Raw genomic sequence first — 14,414 nt, 5'->3', positions numbered from 1 at the left:
CTCCCGCGAGGGATCGGCCTGACGTCGCCGCGCTCGTAGCTTTTCCCCCAGGCGTGAACGGGTTCACACCGGGAGGGAAACGGCGGATGAGTGCTTCACTGCGGGAACGCGACCGGCGCTGGGAGCGGCTGCACGCCGCGATGGCGGAGGAAGGTTTCGACGTCCTGGTGGTCGCGGGCAGCGATTACCGCGGCCACAAAGGAACTCTCCGGTACGTGGCCGACTACAACCTGGCCCACCGCTACGGGTACTGCGTCGTCTTCGCGGGCGAGGAACCGGTCATGGTGCTGCCGCAGAACCTGTCCGGCGGCAGGCGGCCGCGGTCTGCGTGGGTGTCGGACTACCGGTATCCGCACGAGCTGGGCGACGGACTGGTCGAGGTCCTGAAATCCCGGCCGCGCAACGGGCGGATCGGCATCGTCGGGCTCGGCGAGATCATGAAGGTCCGCGAGTACCTCCGCCTCGCCGCGGAGCTTCCGCGCGCCAAGCTGGTCGACGCGTCCGCGATGTTCGAGCGGGTGCGCGCGGTCAAGAGCGCGGAAGAACTCGCCGGAGCCGAGGAATCGGCCTATATCACCGATCGCTGCTTCGAGCGGCTTCTCGAGATCGCCCGCCCGGGCATCACCGAGCGCGCGGTGGCGGCGGAAATGTATGCCACGGCGGCACTTCTGGGCGGCGAGGATCCGCTGTTCCTCACCATGTACGCCGACGACGAACCGTCCGGGCCGTGCCCGACCTTCGGCGCTCCGCGCGACCGGATCCTGCGCGCACACGACGTGTTCACCTTCTCCTACGAGGTCGTCGGACCGGCCGGGTACTGGGTGGAACTGTCCAGAATGGTCACTTTCGCGCCGCCTTCCGGTGCAGTGCAACGGGTTTCCGACGCCGTCGCCGCCGGGATGGCCGCCGCGGCCGCCTCGATCGGACCGGGCGTGGCCACTTCGGACGTTCAGAAGAACGTCATCCGGGCAGTCGAGGAACAGGGCGTCGAATCGTCGTACTGGTCCGGGCACGGGCTCGGGCTCGACGTCCTCGAAGAGCCGTGGGTCGGCCTCGACGTCGTCCAGAACGACAGTTCCGCGGGCGCGGTGCCGGTGCTCGGCGCGGGCATGGTGCTCGCGCTGCACCCGATGCTCTGGGAAGCCGAAACCTCGGCCATGGGCTACATGGCCGACACGCACATCGTCACCGAGCAGGGCTGCCGGACGCTGTCCGAGTTCCCGGTCCAGCTCTACCGATTGGCCGCGGGAGGCCGGAAATGACGACCACCGAAGTAGACCCCATCCTCGCCTCGGTCCTGCAGCGCCGGGTCGACGCGATCGCCAAGGAAATGGCGACGATGCTGATGCGCTCGTCGCGGTCGCCGATCTTCAACGAGATCGGCGACCTGGTGACCGTGCTGTTCGACGCGAAGGGCCGGGCGCTCGCGCAGGCCGAGTTCGCCGCGATCATCGCGTTCGGCGCGCAGCCGCCGCTGGAGTACATCATCGACTACTTCGGCGACGACCTCGCCGAGGGCGACGTGATCCTGCACAACGACGTCTTCACCGGCGGCAACCAGAACGCCGACACCGGCGTGTACCTGCCGATCTTCCACGAGGGCGAACTCGTCGCGTGGGCCGCGGCGAAGGGCCACATGGCCGACATCGGCGGCATGACCGTGGGCGGTTACAACCCGCAGGCGCGCGAGATCTGGCAGGAAGCCCTGCGGATCACCCCGGTCAAGATCCACGCGGGCGGCAAGGTCCGCAAGGACGTGTGGGACTTCGTCGGCGCGAACATCCGGATCGACTTCGTCATGCAGGACATCCAGTCCATGATCGGGGCCTGCCAGGTCGGCCGCCGCCGGCTGCTGCACGTGCTGGAGCGCTACGGGCGAGACACCTTCGACCGGCATCTCGACTACGTCCTGGAAAGCTCCGAACGCCAGGTGCGCGCCGAGATCGCCCGCTGGCCCGACGGGGTTTACCACGGCGAGAGCTGGATGGTGTCCGACGGCGTCGACGCCTCCGCCCGGTACCGGATCGCGTGCGAGATCCGGATCGAGGGCGACGAGATCACCTTCGACTTCAGCGCCACCGACGACCAGTCCCCCGGCATCGCGAACATGCCGCCCGCGTCGGCGAAGGGCGCGGTGCGGATCGTGTTCCTGATGCTGATCGCCGCGGGCGGCATCGTCATCCCGACGAACCAGGGACTGTTCGCCCCGCTCAGCACCGTTTTCCGGGAGGGCTCGCTGCTGAACCCGCGGTTCCCGGCCGCGACGATCTTCGGCAACCAGATGTGCGACGAAGTCCTCGAAGCGATCATGACCGCGCTGGCGGACGCGTTGCCGGACCGGGTCACCGCGGGCTGGAACCAGTTCATCTGCACCGCGCTCAACGGCGTCGACCCGCGCAGCGGCGGCCCGTTCGTGACGCTGACGGTGTTCCAGCGCAGCGGTCCGGGCGCGATGCGCGGAGCCGACGGCTGGGACGCGTTCGGCTTCACCGGCACCGCGGGCCAGATGCGCGCGCCCGACCCGGAGATGTTCGAACTCACGTCGCCGCATTTCCTGGAATACCACGAGTATCTGCCGGATTCGGCGGGCGCGGGCGAATGGCGCGGCGGCCTCGGCACCCGCTCGGCTTGGCGGTGCTACGGCGAAACCGAGGTCGGAGTCACGATCGGCGACGACGTCGAATGCGAAGGGGCTGAAGCCGCGCCGGGCCTGTTCGGCGGGCATCCCGCCGGGCGCAACCGGATCGTCGTGGAGTTCCCGGACGGGACCACGCATCTGTGGGGCTCCAAGGAAATGGTCGCGCTGCCCGCCGGATCGGTCGTGCGCTCGGAGAGCGGCGGCGGGGCGGGATACGGCGATCCGCGGCGCCGCCCGGCGGAGACCGTCTGCCGCGAGGTGCGCGACGGCTTGCTGAGCGCGGAACGGGCGCGGGACGACTACGGCGTCGTCCTGGCCGGCGGACCGGACGGCGGCTGGGCCGTCGACGAGGCGGCCACGGCCGCCCTGCGGAACTCGAACGGAAGGACTCACTGATGAGCGCGGCACGAAGCGGCGAGCTGCGGATCGGGATCGACGTCGGCGGCACCTTCACCGACTTCCTCGTGGTCCACCCGGACGGCAGCCATCTCGCCCACAAGACGAGTTCCGTCCCGTCCGATCCCTCGCGGGCGATCGTGCAGGGCCTGCGGGAGATCGCGGACCTGCGCGGGCAGTCCGTCGAGGAACTGCTCGGCAGCGTCGGCACCATCGTCCACGGCACGACCGTGACCACCAACGCGCTGCTGACCCGGCGCGGCGCCGCCACCGGATTGCTGACCACCGAAGGATTCCGCGACGTGCTGCCGATGCGCGACGGCACCCGAGAGGAGGCGTACAACAACCGGCTCGAAGCTCCGGTGCCGCTCGTCCCGCGCCACCTCCGGCTCCCCGTGCCCGGGCGGCTCGACCACACGGGCGCCGAGGTGACGGGGCTCGATCCGGAAGCCGTGCGGCGCGCGGCGAAGACGTTCCGGGACGCGGGCGTCGAAGCGGTCGCGGTGAGCTTCCTGCACTCGCACGCGAGCCCGGAGCACGAGGACGCCGCCGCCGAGATCCTGGCCGAGGAACTGCCCGGGATCTACGTGACCCGGTCGAGCGCGCTGCTGGCCCAGGTCCGCTACTACGACCGGACCTCGACGGCGGTGCTGAACTCCTACGCCGGACCGATCATCAGCCGTTATCTCGCCGGGCTGACCGAAACGCTCGAGGAAGCCGGGTTCGGCGGCCTGCTCCTGCTGATGCAGTCCAACGGCGGCGTCGCCACCCCCGCCGAACTCGCCCGTCGCGCCGCGCTGTCCCTGCTGTCCGGGCCCGCGTCCGGCCCGACCGCCGGGCTGTTCGAGGTCGCCCCGCACGGCTGGGACCGCTGCCTGACCGTCGACATGGGCGGCACCAGTTTCGACGCCGCCGTGGTCAACGACGGCCGCCCGCTGGTGATGACCGACGGCACGATCGACCGCTGGCGGATCGCGCTGCCGATGGTCGACATCCACACCATCGGCGCGGGCGGCGGCAGCATCGCGCGGGTCGACGACGGCGGGATGCTGCGGGTCGGGCCGGAAAGCGCCGGAGCCGTCCCCGGTCCTGCTTGCTACGGCCGAGGCGGCACCCGCGCGACCGTCACCGACGCCGACGTCGCGCTCGGCTACATCGACCCGAGTTCGTTCATGGCGGGCGGGATCCCGCTCGACGCGGCGGCGTCCCGAGCGGCGCTGGAACGGGACGTGGCCAAGCCGCTGGGCCTCGACGTCGTCTCGGCCGCGGCCGGGGTCTACGACCTGGTGAACGTGACCATGGCGGCCGGGGTCCAGGCGATCACGGTGCGGCGGGGACTCGACCCGCGCGACTTCCCGATCGTGGTCGCCGGGGGCGCGGGCCCGGTCCACGCGGCGGCGATCGCGTCGGAGCTGGAGATCCCCGTCCTCGTGACGCCGCGGCAGTCCTCCATTTTCTGCGCGGCCGGGATGCTCGCCTGCGATTTCAAGCATGACTACGTGCGCAGCATTTCCGGTTCGCTGGCCGAGTTCAGCCTGGACCGGCTGCGCGACATCTGGGCGTCGATGGCCGCCGAGGGGCGCGAAACCCTTCGCGGGGAAGGAATTCCCGAAAGCGCTGTCACCTTCGAGCCGTCGCTGGACATGCGGTACGCGGGTCAGTGGTTCGAGATCAACGTGCCGGTCGGCATCGACGGCATGGACGCGCCCGACCGGACCAAGTTGGCCGAGCTTTTCCACGCCCAGCACGACATTCTGTTCGGCTACCGGGCCGAGGACGAGCCGGTCGAGGTGCTCAACGTCCGGTTGACCGCGATCGGCGCGACGCCCCGTCCGCCGCTGGATCTCGGCGCGCTCGACGCGGATCTGACCGAGGACCCGCAGATCGGCGAGCGGGAGATCTGGTCGCCGGCACAGCGCGCGATGGTGCCCGCCCGGATCATGGACGGCCACCGGATGGCACCGGGGGCGCGGTTGCCCGGACCGGCCGTGGTCGAACTCGGCACCACTTCCCTGGTGGTGCTGGACGAATACGACCTCGTGGTCGACCCCCGCGGTTCGTTCGTGCTGTATCTCCGCGAACGCGCGCACGAGCTGGCCGACCGGCTGTCCCTCGCCGAAGACCTGGTGCTGCGATGACCGGCTTCGAGGGAACGACCGCCGTCGTCACCGGCGGTGCGACGCTCATCGGCGCGGCGATCGTCCGCGCGTTCGCCGACGCGGGCGCGCAGGTCGTGGTGCTCGACATCGACGAACCCGGCGGAACCGCGCTGGCTGGCGAACTGGGCAAAGCCGTCACGTTCCACCACGTCGACATCACCGACGACGCCGCGCTCGGCCGCGTCCGCGACACGCTCGCGGCCGGTCCGGGAAAGGTCGACGCGCTGGTCAACCTCGCTTGTTCCTATGTGGACGACGGCAGCAAGTCCACCCGAGCGGACTGGCGGCAAAGCCTCGACGTCAACGTCATCGGCACGGCTTTGGTCACCACCACGCTGCTGCCATTGCTCACCGCCTCGGACCGGCCCGCGGTCGTCAACTTCACCTCGATCTCGGGCCGCGTCGCGCAGGCCGGGCGCTGGCTCTACCCGGCGGGCAAGGCCGCGGTCGCGCAGCTGACCCGGTCGATGGCGCTAGACCTGGCCGCCGACAGCATCCGCGTCAACTCCGTCTGCCCTGGCTGGACCTGGTCCGCGGTGATGGACCGGCTGTCCGGCGGAGACCGGGAGAAGACCGACCGGGTCGCCGCTCCCCTGCATCCGCTCGGGCGCGCCGGCGACCCGGCCGAGATCGCCGCCGCGGTGCTCTTCCTCTGCTCCCCCGCGGCCTCGTTCGTGACCGGCGCCGACCTCGCGGTGGACGGCGGCTATTCGGCGATCGGGCCCGAACGCGGCGAAATCCTCATCCCCCAGCTGGCCGAGTGACCGGCCGACAAGGAGAAACCCAGTGAGCACTTTCGTGGACCGCCACGGCCTGCACAGCCCGGAGCAGCGCGCCGCCGCGGAGAAGAACCTCGCCGAGATCGAGGCCGCCGGGGTCGAAATGGTCCGCCTCGTGTGGCCGGACCAGCACGGGCTCCCGCGCGGCAAGTCCGTGACCGTCAAGGCGTACGCGGCGGCGCTGCGCGACGGCATGGAGATCACCATGGCGCCGTTCTTCTTCGACACCGCCAACGCCATCGTGTTCAACCCGTTCAGCCCCGGCGGCGGCTTCGGCATCCCGGAACTCTCCGGCAGCCCGAACGTGACCATGGTGCCGGACCCGGAGACGTTCGCCGTCCTGCCGCACGTGCCGGAGACCGCGTGGGTCGTGTGCGATCTGTACCTGCGCGACGGGTCGCCGTTCCCCTTCGCTCCGCGCGCGATTCTCCGGCGGCAGCTGGAAAAACTGGCCGAAGCCGGGTTCTCGCTCGTCGCCGGGATCGAACTCGAGTGGTACCTCACCCGCGTGCTCGACCCGATGCTCGAAACCGGCTCGCTCGGCGCGCCCGGGCTGCCCGGCGACCCGCCCAAGGTGGCGCCCGTCGCCCGCGGCTACAACTACCTGCTCGACGGACACCTCGACGAGATCGACGACGTGCTCCGGCCGATCCGCAAAGCAGTCTCCGCGCTGGGACTGCCGTTGCGCTCGATCGACGACGAGTGGGCGCCCAGCCAGGTCGAGACGACCTTCGACGTCCAGCAGGGCCTGGCCGTCGCCGATTCGGTGCTGTTGTTCCGCAGTGTCGTCAAGCAGGTCGCGCGCCGGCACGGTCACCACGCGACGTTCATGTGCACCCCGGCGATCCCCGGTTTCTACGCCAGCGGCTGGCATCTGCACACCTCGCTGGTCGACGCGGTGAGCGGAGTCAACGCGATGGTGCCCGGCACCGAAGCGGAGGCGCTGTCCGAGACCGGGACGCACTACGTCGGCGGCACGCTCGCGCACGCCGCCGCGGCGTCGGTCTTCACCACCCCGTCGATCAACGGCTACCGGCGCCGTCGCCCGCATTCCCTCGCGCCCGACCGCTGCACCTGGGGGCTGGACAACCGCGCCGCGATGATGCGGGTCATCGGCGGGCACGGAGACCCGGCGACGCACGTCGAGAACCGGGTCGGCGAACCGTCTGCGAATCCGTACCTGTATCTCGCCGCGCAAACCGCTTCCGGGCTCGACGGCATCCTCGGCAAACGCAGCCCCGGAGCGCTGTCCGACGACCCCTACGCCTCGGACGCGCCGCAGCTGCCGACGAGCCTGCGGGCGGCGCTGGACGAACTGGACGCGAGCGAGTTCTTCCGCGCGGAGTTCGGCGACAGCTTCGTCGACTACCTCGTGCGCATGAAGCGCAGCGAGGTCGAGCGGTACGAGGCGCACGTCAACGAGCAGCCCGACCCGGCCGCGTACGCCGCCGAGGTCACCGAATGGGAGCACCGCGAGTACTTCGAACTCTTCTGACCCGCCATCGTTTGGAGCGTCGCCAATGTCTGTCGACACACCCGATTCGTCGCCAAGAACTCCCGTCCCCGCCGCCGCGCCGCCGAAGACCGGCCTCGGCGCCGTGATCGAGGACTACGCGCTGGAACGCGTGCCCGAATCCGCCCGCCGCGGCGGCTGGGGCCTGCTGTGGAACACCGCCGGGGCCGGGTCGACCCTCGTCGTGCTGTCGGTCGGCGCGGCCGTGACCCTGATCGCCGGGGTCGGCTGGGGCCTCGCCGTCGGAGCCGCCACCGCCCTGTTCGGCGGCGGGCTCGGCTGGGCGGTCGGCCACGTCAGCCGCGTGCAAGGGACCTCCAGCACGCTGACCGCCCGGTATTACGGGCTCGGTTCGCGCGGTTCGGTGCTCGCCTCGCTGATCTTCGCGGTCATGATCGTGAGCTTCCTCGCCCTGGAGAACGCGATGCTGTACAACGGCACGCTGTTCCTCTTCGGCTGGGCGCCGAGCCTCGGCCACGCGGTGCTGATCCTCGGCGTCCTCACCGTGCTGTGGCTCGTGCTGCCGACGTTCGGGATTTCCCTGGTACAGCGGACTTCCGGGCTCCTCACCGCTGTTTCGGCCGTGTTGTTCGTGGTCGTCGCGGGCATCGCGGTGTCCTCGTCGGGACGCTCCGTCGGCGCCATCCTCGGCTCCGGTCCCGGGATGCCGGGATTCGCCGGGCAGGCCGACCGTGTGCAGGCGGCGCTGGCGTTGCTGGCCGGGATCGCGGGTGCGCTCGCACTGCTGGGCGCCGACTTCGCCCGTTACGCCCGCACCAGCAAGGACGTCGGCGTGATGGCCGTCGGCGGTTCGGTCGTGGTGAACCTCCTCGTGCCGATCCTCGGCACGCTGATCGTGCAGGCGGGCAGCGTGGTGGTCGGGATCCGGCTGAACAGCGATCCGGCCCTCGCCGCGACACAGCCCGGCGGGTCGGCCGAGGAGAAGGTCGCGGGCATGGTCTCGGCCAATCCCGGTGCGTTCTTCGTCGTGCTCGCCGGAGCGGTCGGCTTCGCGCTGGTCTATGCGGCGCAGGCGAAAGCGCAGGTCGTCAACGCGTATTCGGCGAGCCTGTCGCTGACGAATCTCGTCGACGGGCTGACCGGGCGCAGCCCCGGGCGGCTGGTCATGCTGGTGGTCGCGAACGCCGCCGCGCTCGCGATGATCGCGGGCGGGATCCTGAACGTGCTCGCGTCCTGGCTGGACGCCCTCGGCATCCTGACCACCTCGCTGTGCACGCTGATGATCGTCGACTACTTCGTCGTCCGGCGCCGCCGTCCGGCCCGCCCCGGCGCGGTCGAGCGGGTCAACTGGGCGGGCGTGCTCAGTCTTCTGGCCGCCTCCACGCTGGCGGAAACGCTCGTGCTGAGCGGGGTCACGAGACTCGGCTTCCTCGTCGCCATCGCCACGACCGCCGTCCTCTACCCCGCGCTGCGGCTGACCGTCCTGCCGCCGGGTCGCTGGACCCGTCTCGACGGCCCCCGACCAGAAAAGGTGACCCCATGACCAGGCCGTACCGGATCGGCATCATCGGCGCGGGCTTCGCCGGGCTCAGCTCCGCCAAGGTGCTGCGCGAGTTCGGCTTCGACGTGACCGTCTTCGACAGCAGCCCGGACGTCGGCGGCGTGTGGAGCCGCACCCGCCGCTACCCCGGTCTCACCACCCAGAACGGCAAGGACAGCTACGCGCTCTCGGATTTCCCGATGCCGCGCGACTACCCGGAATGGCCGACCGGCGAGCAGGTGCAGCAGTACCTGGAGTCCTATGTGGAGGAACGCGACCTGAAACCGCTGCTGCGGCTCAGCACCCGGGTCACGCGCGCCGAACTCGACGAATCCGTTCCACAGTGGACGCTCCGGCTGAAGGACATCGCCTCCGGCAAGGACCTGCCGCCCTGCACGGTCGACCACCTGGTGGTCGCCAACGGCATCTTCAGCACCCCATTCGTGCCGGACTACCCCGGCGCGGAGCAGTTCACCGCGGCCGGCGGGCGGATCTGCAGCGTCTCCGACGTCGCCGACCTCGACCAGGTCGCCGGGAAACACGCACTGGTCGTCGGGTACGGGAAATCGGCCTGCGACGCGGCCGCGGTGTTCAGCGGCGTCGCGGCGTCCACCTCGGTAGTCGCCCGGGAGCTGCTGTGGAAGATCCCGCGCAAGCTCGGCGGGGTCGTCAACTACAAGTACCTGCTGCTGACCCGGCTCGGCGAAGGACTGTTCCGCTACCTGCGGCCGCGCGGGTTCGAGCGGTTCCTGCACGGACCCGGCCGGCCGCTGCGCAACGCGATGCTGGCGAGCGTGCAGGCGCTCATCACCCGCCAGCTCCGGCTGCGCGAAACCGGGCTGGTCCCCGAGGGCCCGCTCGAACGGATCGCGCGCAGCACGGTCAGCCTCGCGACGGAATCGTTCTACGAGTCGGTAGCCGACGGCCGGATCGCCGTGCACCGCGACCGCACGATCCAGCGCCTGGCGGTCCGAAGTGGACAGACTGTCGCGGAGCTGTCCGACGGGACGATCCTGCCCGCGGACGTCGTGGTCTGCGGCACCGGGTGGCGGCAGTCGCTCCCGTTCCTCGACGAAGATCTGCAGCGCCGGATCACCGACGAGGCGGGCAACTTCGCGCTGTACCGGCAGGTGCTGCCGCACGACGTGCCCGCGCTGACGTTCTGCGGCTACAACTCGTCGTTCTTCAGCCCGCTCAGCGCGGAGATCGCCGCCTGGTGGATCGCCGCGCACCTCACCGGGAATCTCGACCTGCCGCCGGTCGAGGAACGCCGGGCGCAGGTAGCCGAACGGCTCGCCTGGATGGAGCGGCGGACCGAAGGCAGGCACGCGCGCGGGACCAACATCGTTCCGTTCTCCGTGCACAACATCGACGAGCTCCTCAGCGACATCGGCATCGGCGTCAGCCGCGCGGAACGGTTCGCCGAATGGCTCCGGCCGCTCAACCCGTCCGCATACGCCCGGGTGGGCGCGCGCCTGCTCGCCCGGCACCGCGCGTCGGGCACCACCGTGTCCCCGGGTGCCGCGCACCCCCGAACGCAGAAGGTCGACGGATGACTCTCCAGCAAGAACCAGCCCTGGCCCCGGAATCGACGGCGACGCGCTTCGGCCCGCTCGTCCGGCCCGACCGGGTCCATCGCACGCTCTACACCGATCCCGCCGTCTTCGCCGAGGAGATGACCAAGGTCTTCGGCGGCCGCTCGTGGGTGTATCTCGCGCACGAATCCCAGCTGCCCGAACCGCATTCGTTCCTGTCCGTCCGGATGGGACTCCGCCCGGTCCTGGTCACCCGCGACCGCGCCGGGAAACTGCACGCGGTCTTCAACCGGTGCAGCCACCGCGCGGCGACGATCTGCCGCGAGGAACAGGGCGTCGCGAAGAGCTTCCAATGTCCGTACCACGGCTGGACTTTCCGCAACACCGGCGAGCTCGTGGGCACGCCGTGGCCGCAGGGGTACGGCCCGGGGTTCGACAAAACCGAGTTCGGGCTCCACGTCGTGCCGCGCGTGGAGTCGTACCGCGGCTTCGTGTTCGGCACGCTCAACGAAGCCGCACCGTCGGTCGCCGACTGGCTGGGACCGGCGACGACGTGGCTCGACTACTGGATCGACCGTTCGCCGGGCGAGGTGCTCGTCCGGGCCGCCGCCCACCGGATGAGCTACCGGGGCAACTGGAAGCTCGCCTACGACAACGCGGGCGACGGCTACCATCCCGCGTTCTCCCACCGGTCGCTGCTCGAAATGGCGTCCCGGCTCGGCGAAAGCAAGGACATGGCCTACTTCGGCCGCACCCCGGACGACGGGCCGATGCGCACGCACATGCTGGGCAACGGCCACAGCGTCATCGACCAGCGGCCCAACTACGACGGCCCGGGCAGCTTCTGGGCCAACCAGCGGCCCCAGCCCGGCCGCGAGGCGTTCGAGGAACGGATCCGCGCCGAGCACGGGGCCGACGCGGACCGGCTGCTCGACCTGTGCGTCGGCTCGCAGATCAACCTGAGCATCTTCCCCAACCTGCTCGTCATCGGCAATCAGATCCAGGTCGTCGAACCGCTGGCCGTCGACCACACGCAGCTGACCTGGCACGCCACCGCGGTGTCCGGCGTGCCGCCGGTGGTCAACACCATGCGGATGCGCACCCAGGAGGACTTCCCGGCCTTCGGCGAGCCCGACGACCAGGCGAATTTCGAGGAGGTCCAGCGGGGCCTCGCCGCCGCGGAGGCGGAGTGGGTGCTGATGAACCGCGGGTTCGGCGTCGACGGATGGCAGGAGGTCGGCCCGGACGGCGTCGTGACCAGCACCGCGACCGACGAACTGCACATGCGCAGCTACTACCCGGCGTGGCTCGCGCTGATGGAGGAGGAAACCCGATGATGCGCCCGATCCCCGCCGAGTACGCGGACACCTCGGCCTGGTCGTACCACGTGGACGACCAGTTCTACGCGGACCTGGCCCGCGATTCGGCCGCACTGCGCGAGGACTGGCCGACCGCCGGCGCCGCGGAACTGGCGGAAGCGCAGTCGTTCCTCGCCGCCGAAGCCCGGCTGCTGGACGAAGGCCGGTTCAACGAATGGCTCGACCTGTTCACCGACGACTGTCTTTACTGGGTCCCGGTCACCCCCGGCGCGGGCGACCCGCTCGCCGAGGTGTCGCACGCCTTCGACGACCGCAGGCGGCTGACCGACCGCGTCTACTGGCTGCGCACCGGCCTCGCGTTCAGCCAGATCCCCGCCTCGCGCACCCGCCGCCTGACCACGAACGTCGAAACGACCACCGATCCCGGCTCCGGCGTCCGGATGATCCGCTCGAACTTCGCGGTGCACGAGTTCCGCGCCGGGATCGCGAAAATCCACGCGGGCTGGTACGGCCACGTCCTGGAACCCGGCGAGTCCGGCTGGCGGATCCGGCTCAAGCAGGTCAACCTGCTCGATTCCGAGCAGCTGCACGAGAATCTGACGCTGGTGTTCTGAATGGACAGCCGAGGAGAAACCGAGCTGCGCCACGAGAACGAGCTGCTGCGACTGCGCGTCGCCCGGCTGGAACGCGAACTGGCGGCCGCGGCCGGGGTCGTCCGGGAGGTCAAGGACCTGGCCTTCTGGGATTTCAGCCCGTACCGCGTCAGTCCCGACGCCTCGTGGCTCGCCGTGGACCGCGGCGGCGCCGAAACACTGCTGGCCGCGCTCGCGCGGGTCGACCACTGGCACCCGTGGTCGACCCGGCTCGAACCCCGCCCCCGACCCTGACTTTTCTTTCAGGAGCACCGATGCCCAAGATCGTGTTCACCCGCCCCGACGGCACCGCCCAGACCGTCGACGCCCGCCCGGGGGCGTCGGTGATGGAAACCGGGATCAAGCACGGCGTGCCGGGAATCGTCGCCGAATGCGGCGGCGCGCTCTCGTGCGCGACCTGCCACGTCTACGTCGGCGAGGAGCACCTGCCGCTCGTCGGGGCGGCGGCGGGCTTCGAGGACGAGATGCTCGACGACGCCGCGAGCGAACGGCGGCCCACCAGCAGGCTTTCCTGCCAGATCGCGATGTGCGACGAACTCGACGGGCTCGCCGTCACCGTCGCCCCAGTCCAATGAGCGCCGGGGTGCTGGTCGCCGGAGCTGGCGAAGCGGGCGTCCGGCTCGCCGCCGCGCTGCGGGAAAACGGCTACGCCGAGTCGATTCTGCTCGTCGGAGAGGAAATGCATCCGCCGTACCAACGGCCGCCGCTGTCGAAGGCGTTCCTGTCCGGGACCGCCGGGGACGACGCGCTCGCGCTGCGTTCGCCCGAGTTCTATCAGGAGCAGGACATCTCTGTCCGGACCGGCGTGCGGGTCGAGGACGCGGTTCTCGACGCGGACGGCCGGGGCACCGCCTCGCTGTCCGATGGGACGACCGTCGCTTTCGACCGGCTCGCTTTGGCGACCGGGGCGCGGGCGCGCACGCTGCCGTTTTCTGGCGGCAATGTGCACGTCCTGCGCAGCCGCGACGACGCGGTCCGGCTTCGGCTGTCGCTGGAACATGCCAAGCGGGTCGTCTTGATCGGCGCGGGTTTCATCGGGCTCGAAATCGCCGCCGTGGCCCGGAAACGCGGCATCGAGGTCGTCGTCCTCGAACAACAGCCGCGGCTGCTGAGCCGGGTCGCCGCTGAACCGCTGTCAGAGTTTCTGCTGGCCGCGCATCGCGGCTGGGGCGCCGAGTTCGTCCTCGGCTCCGGAGTGGCCGCGGTCGAGCCGGACGGCGTGCGATTGGCGGACGGCGAGTTCGTCGCCGCCGACACGATCGTCGCCGGGGTCGGTGCGGTGCCGGAAATCGGCCTGGCCCAACGCCTCGGTCTAGCCTGCGACCGCGGCGTGCTCGTGGACGCCTTCTGCCGCACCAGCAACCCCGCCGTGGTGGCAATCGGCGACTGCGCGGCCCAGCCCCATCCGCACCGGCCGGGCGCGTCGCTCGGGCTGGAATCGGTGCAGAACGCGGGCGACCAGGCCCGAGCCGCCGCCGCGACCCTCACCGGAAGGCCCGCACCGCCGCGAGCGGTCCCGTGGTTCTGGTCCGACCAGGGCGACCTGAAAATCCAGATCGCCGGGGTCTCCGACGGACACGACCGGTACGTGGTGCGAGGCGGCGACGGCGGACTGACCGTCCTGTACTACCGCGCCGGGTCGCTCATAGCGGCCGACGCGGTCAACCGGCCGGGCGACTTCATGGCGGTGAAACGCGCGCTGGCCGCCGGGAAGACGATCGCGCCGGAGAACGCCGCAGACCCGGCCCGGCCGCTGAAAACCCTGGTGACGGAGGCCTAGAGCGCGTCGCGGCCACGCTCCCCGGTGCGGACGCGCACGACCGTCTCCACCGGGGCCCCCGACGAACACGACCGGTACGTCGTCCGAGGCGGCGGACTGACCGTCCTGTACTACCGCGCCGGAGAACGCCGCAGACCCGGC

The 14,414-nt window shown here is 70.7% G+C and carries 12 protein-coding genes; all 12 read left to right on the top strand.

The window, feature by feature from the left end; all coding sequences use genetic code 11:
- The first annotated feature begins 86 nt into the window (after positions 1 to 86).
- Genes WA670_RS13805 through WA670_RS13750 form a run of 12 tightly spaced genes read left to right on the top strand, consistent with a single transcriptional unit; the run spans position 87 to position 14,273 of the window.
- Entirely contained in the window at positions 87 to 1,262 is a 1,176-nt protein-coding gene (locus tag WA670_RS13805) for a M24 family metallopeptidase (protein WP_336157910.1), read from the top strand.
- A complete protein-coding gene (locus tag WA670_RS13800) occupies positions 1,259 to 3,034 on the top strand; it encodes a hydantoinase B/oxoprolinase family protein (protein ID WP_037805840.1) in 1,776 nt (591 codons plus the stop codon). The genes WA670_RS13805 and WA670_RS13800 overlap by 4 nt, the downstream gene beginning before the upstream one ends.
- Positions 3,034 to 5,172 carry a hydantoinase/oxoprolinase family protein gene (locus tag WA670_RS13795; RefSeq protein ID WP_336157909.1) on the top strand — a complete coding sequence of 713 codons (2,139 nt, stop codon included), beginning with the start codon at positions 3,034 to 3,036 and terminating at the stop codon, positions 5,170 to 5,172. The genes WA670_RS13800 and WA670_RS13795 overlap by 1 nt, the downstream gene beginning before the upstream one ends.
- On the top strand, positions 5,169 to 5,957 hold the full coding sequence (locus tag WA670_RS13790) for an SDR family oxidoreductase (RefSeq protein WP_336157908.1): 789 nt from the start codon (positions 5,169 to 5,171) through the stop codon (positions 5,955 to 5,957). Before WA670_RS13795 ends, WA670_RS13790 begins: the two co-directional genes overlap by 4 nt.
- Before the next feature lie 22 nt (positions 5,958 to 5,979).
- Positions 5,980 to 7,467, top strand: coding sequence for a glutamine synthetase family protein (locus WA670_RS13785; RefSeq protein WP_336157907.1), 1,488 nt, complete (start codon positions 5,980 to 5,982; stop codon positions 7,465 to 7,467).
- Positions 7,468 to 7,492: 25 nt separating this feature from the next.
- Positions 7,493 to 8,989, top strand: coding sequence for a cytosine permease (locus WA670_RS13780; RefSeq protein WP_107050839.1), 1,497 nt, complete (start codon positions 7,493 to 7,495; stop codon positions 8,987 to 8,989).
- The gene (locus WA670_RS13775; RefSeq protein ID WP_336157906.1) at positions 8,986 to 10,542 is read left to right on the top strand and encodes a flavin-containing monooxygenase; all 1,557 of its coding nucleotides are present in this window, start codon (positions 8,986 to 8,988) and stop codon (positions 10,540 to 10,542) included. The genes WA670_RS13780 and WA670_RS13775 overlap by 4 nt, the downstream gene beginning before the upstream one ends.
- Positions 10,539 to 11,858 carry an aromatic ring-hydroxylating oxygenase subunit alpha gene (locus tag WA670_RS13770; RefSeq protein WP_336157905.1) on the top strand — a complete coding sequence of 440 codons (1,320 nt, stop codon included), beginning with the start codon at positions 10,539 to 10,541 and terminating at the stop codon, positions 11,856 to 11,858. The genes WA670_RS13775 and WA670_RS13770 overlap by 4 nt, the downstream gene beginning before the upstream one ends.
- On the top strand, positions 11,855 to 12,454 hold the full coding sequence (locus WA670_RS13765; RefSeq protein ID WP_336157904.1) for an aromatic-ring-hydroxylating dioxygenase subunit beta: 600 nt from the start codon (positions 11,855 to 11,857) through the stop codon (positions 12,452 to 12,454). Before WA670_RS13770 ends, WA670_RS13765 begins: the two co-directional genes overlap by 4 nt.
- Positions 12,455 to 12,727: a hypothetical protein gene (locus WA670_RS13760; protein WP_336157903.1), complete on the top strand. Its 273-nt coding sequence runs from the start codon at positions 12,455 to 12,457 to the stop codon at positions 12,725 to 12,727.
- 20 nt (positions 12,728 to 12,747) lie between these two features.
- Complete coding sequence (locus WA670_RS13755; RefSeq protein WP_037805825.1) at positions 12,748 to 13,068, top strand: 2Fe-2S iron-sulfur cluster-binding protein; 321 nt, start codon at positions 12,748 to 12,750, stop codon at positions 13,066 to 13,068.
- On the top strand, positions 13,065 to 14,273 hold the full coding sequence (locus WA670_RS13750; RefSeq protein WP_336157902.1) for an NAD(P)/FAD-dependent oxidoreductase: 1,209 nt from the start codon (positions 13,065 to 13,067) through the stop codon (positions 14,271 to 14,273). The genes WA670_RS13755 and WA670_RS13750 overlap by 4 nt, the downstream gene beginning before the upstream one ends.
- The last annotated feature ends 141 nt before the right edge of the window (positions 14,274 to 14,414 follow it).

The organism is Amycolatopsis sp. VC5-11, from assembly GCF_037034185.1.
Classification (GTDB): domain Bacteria; phylum Actinomycetota; class Actinomycetes; order Mycobacteriales; family Pseudonocardiaceae; genus Amycolatopsis; species Amycolatopsis nivea.
Note: the sequence above shows the minus strand (reverse complement) of the source record. Positions and strands in the feature narration are given on the sequence as shown.

Coding starts and splice junctions, on each gene's coding strand:
- WA670_RS13805 (WP_336157910.1), top strand. CDS start 87: ATGAGTGCTTCACTGCGGGAACGCGACCGGCGCTGGGAGCGGCTGCAC.
- WA670_RS13800 (WP_037805840.1), top strand. CDS start 1,259: ATGACGACCACCGAAGTAGACCCCATCCTCGCCTCGGTCCTGCAGCGC.
- WA670_RS13795 (WP_336157909.1), top strand. CDS start 3,034: ATGAGCGCGGCACGAAGCGGCGAGCTGCGGATCGGGATCGACGTCGGC.
- WA670_RS13790 (WP_336157908.1), top strand. CDS start 5,169: ATGACCGGCTTCGAGGGAACGACCGCCGTCGTCACCGGCGGTGCGACG.
- WA670_RS13780 (WP_107050839.1), top strand. CDS start 7,493: ATGTCTGTCGACACACCCGATTCGTCGCCAAGAACTCCCGTCCCCGCC.
- WA670_RS13775 (WP_336157906.1), top strand. CDS start 8,986: ATGACCAGGCCGTACCGGATCGGCATCATCGGCGCGGGCTTCGCCGGG.
- WA670_RS13770 (WP_336157905.1), top strand. CDS start 10,539: ATGACTCTCCAGCAAGAACCAGCCCTGGCCCCGGAATCGACGGCGACG.
- WA670_RS13765 (WP_336157904.1), top strand. CDS start 11,855: ATGATGCGCCCGATCCCCGCCGAGTACGCGGACACCTCGGCCTGGTCG.
- WA670_RS13760 (WP_336157903.1), top strand. CDS start 12,455: ATGGACAGCCGAGGAGAAACCGAGCTGCGCCACGAGAACGAGCTGCTG.
- WA670_RS13755 (WP_037805825.1), top strand. CDS start 12,748: ATGCCCAAGATCGTGTTCACCCGCCCCGACGGCACCGCCCAGACCGTC.
- WA670_RS13750 (WP_336157902.1), top strand. CDS start 13,065: ATGAGCGCCGGGGTGCTGGTCGCCGGAGCTGGCGAAGCGGGCGTCCGG.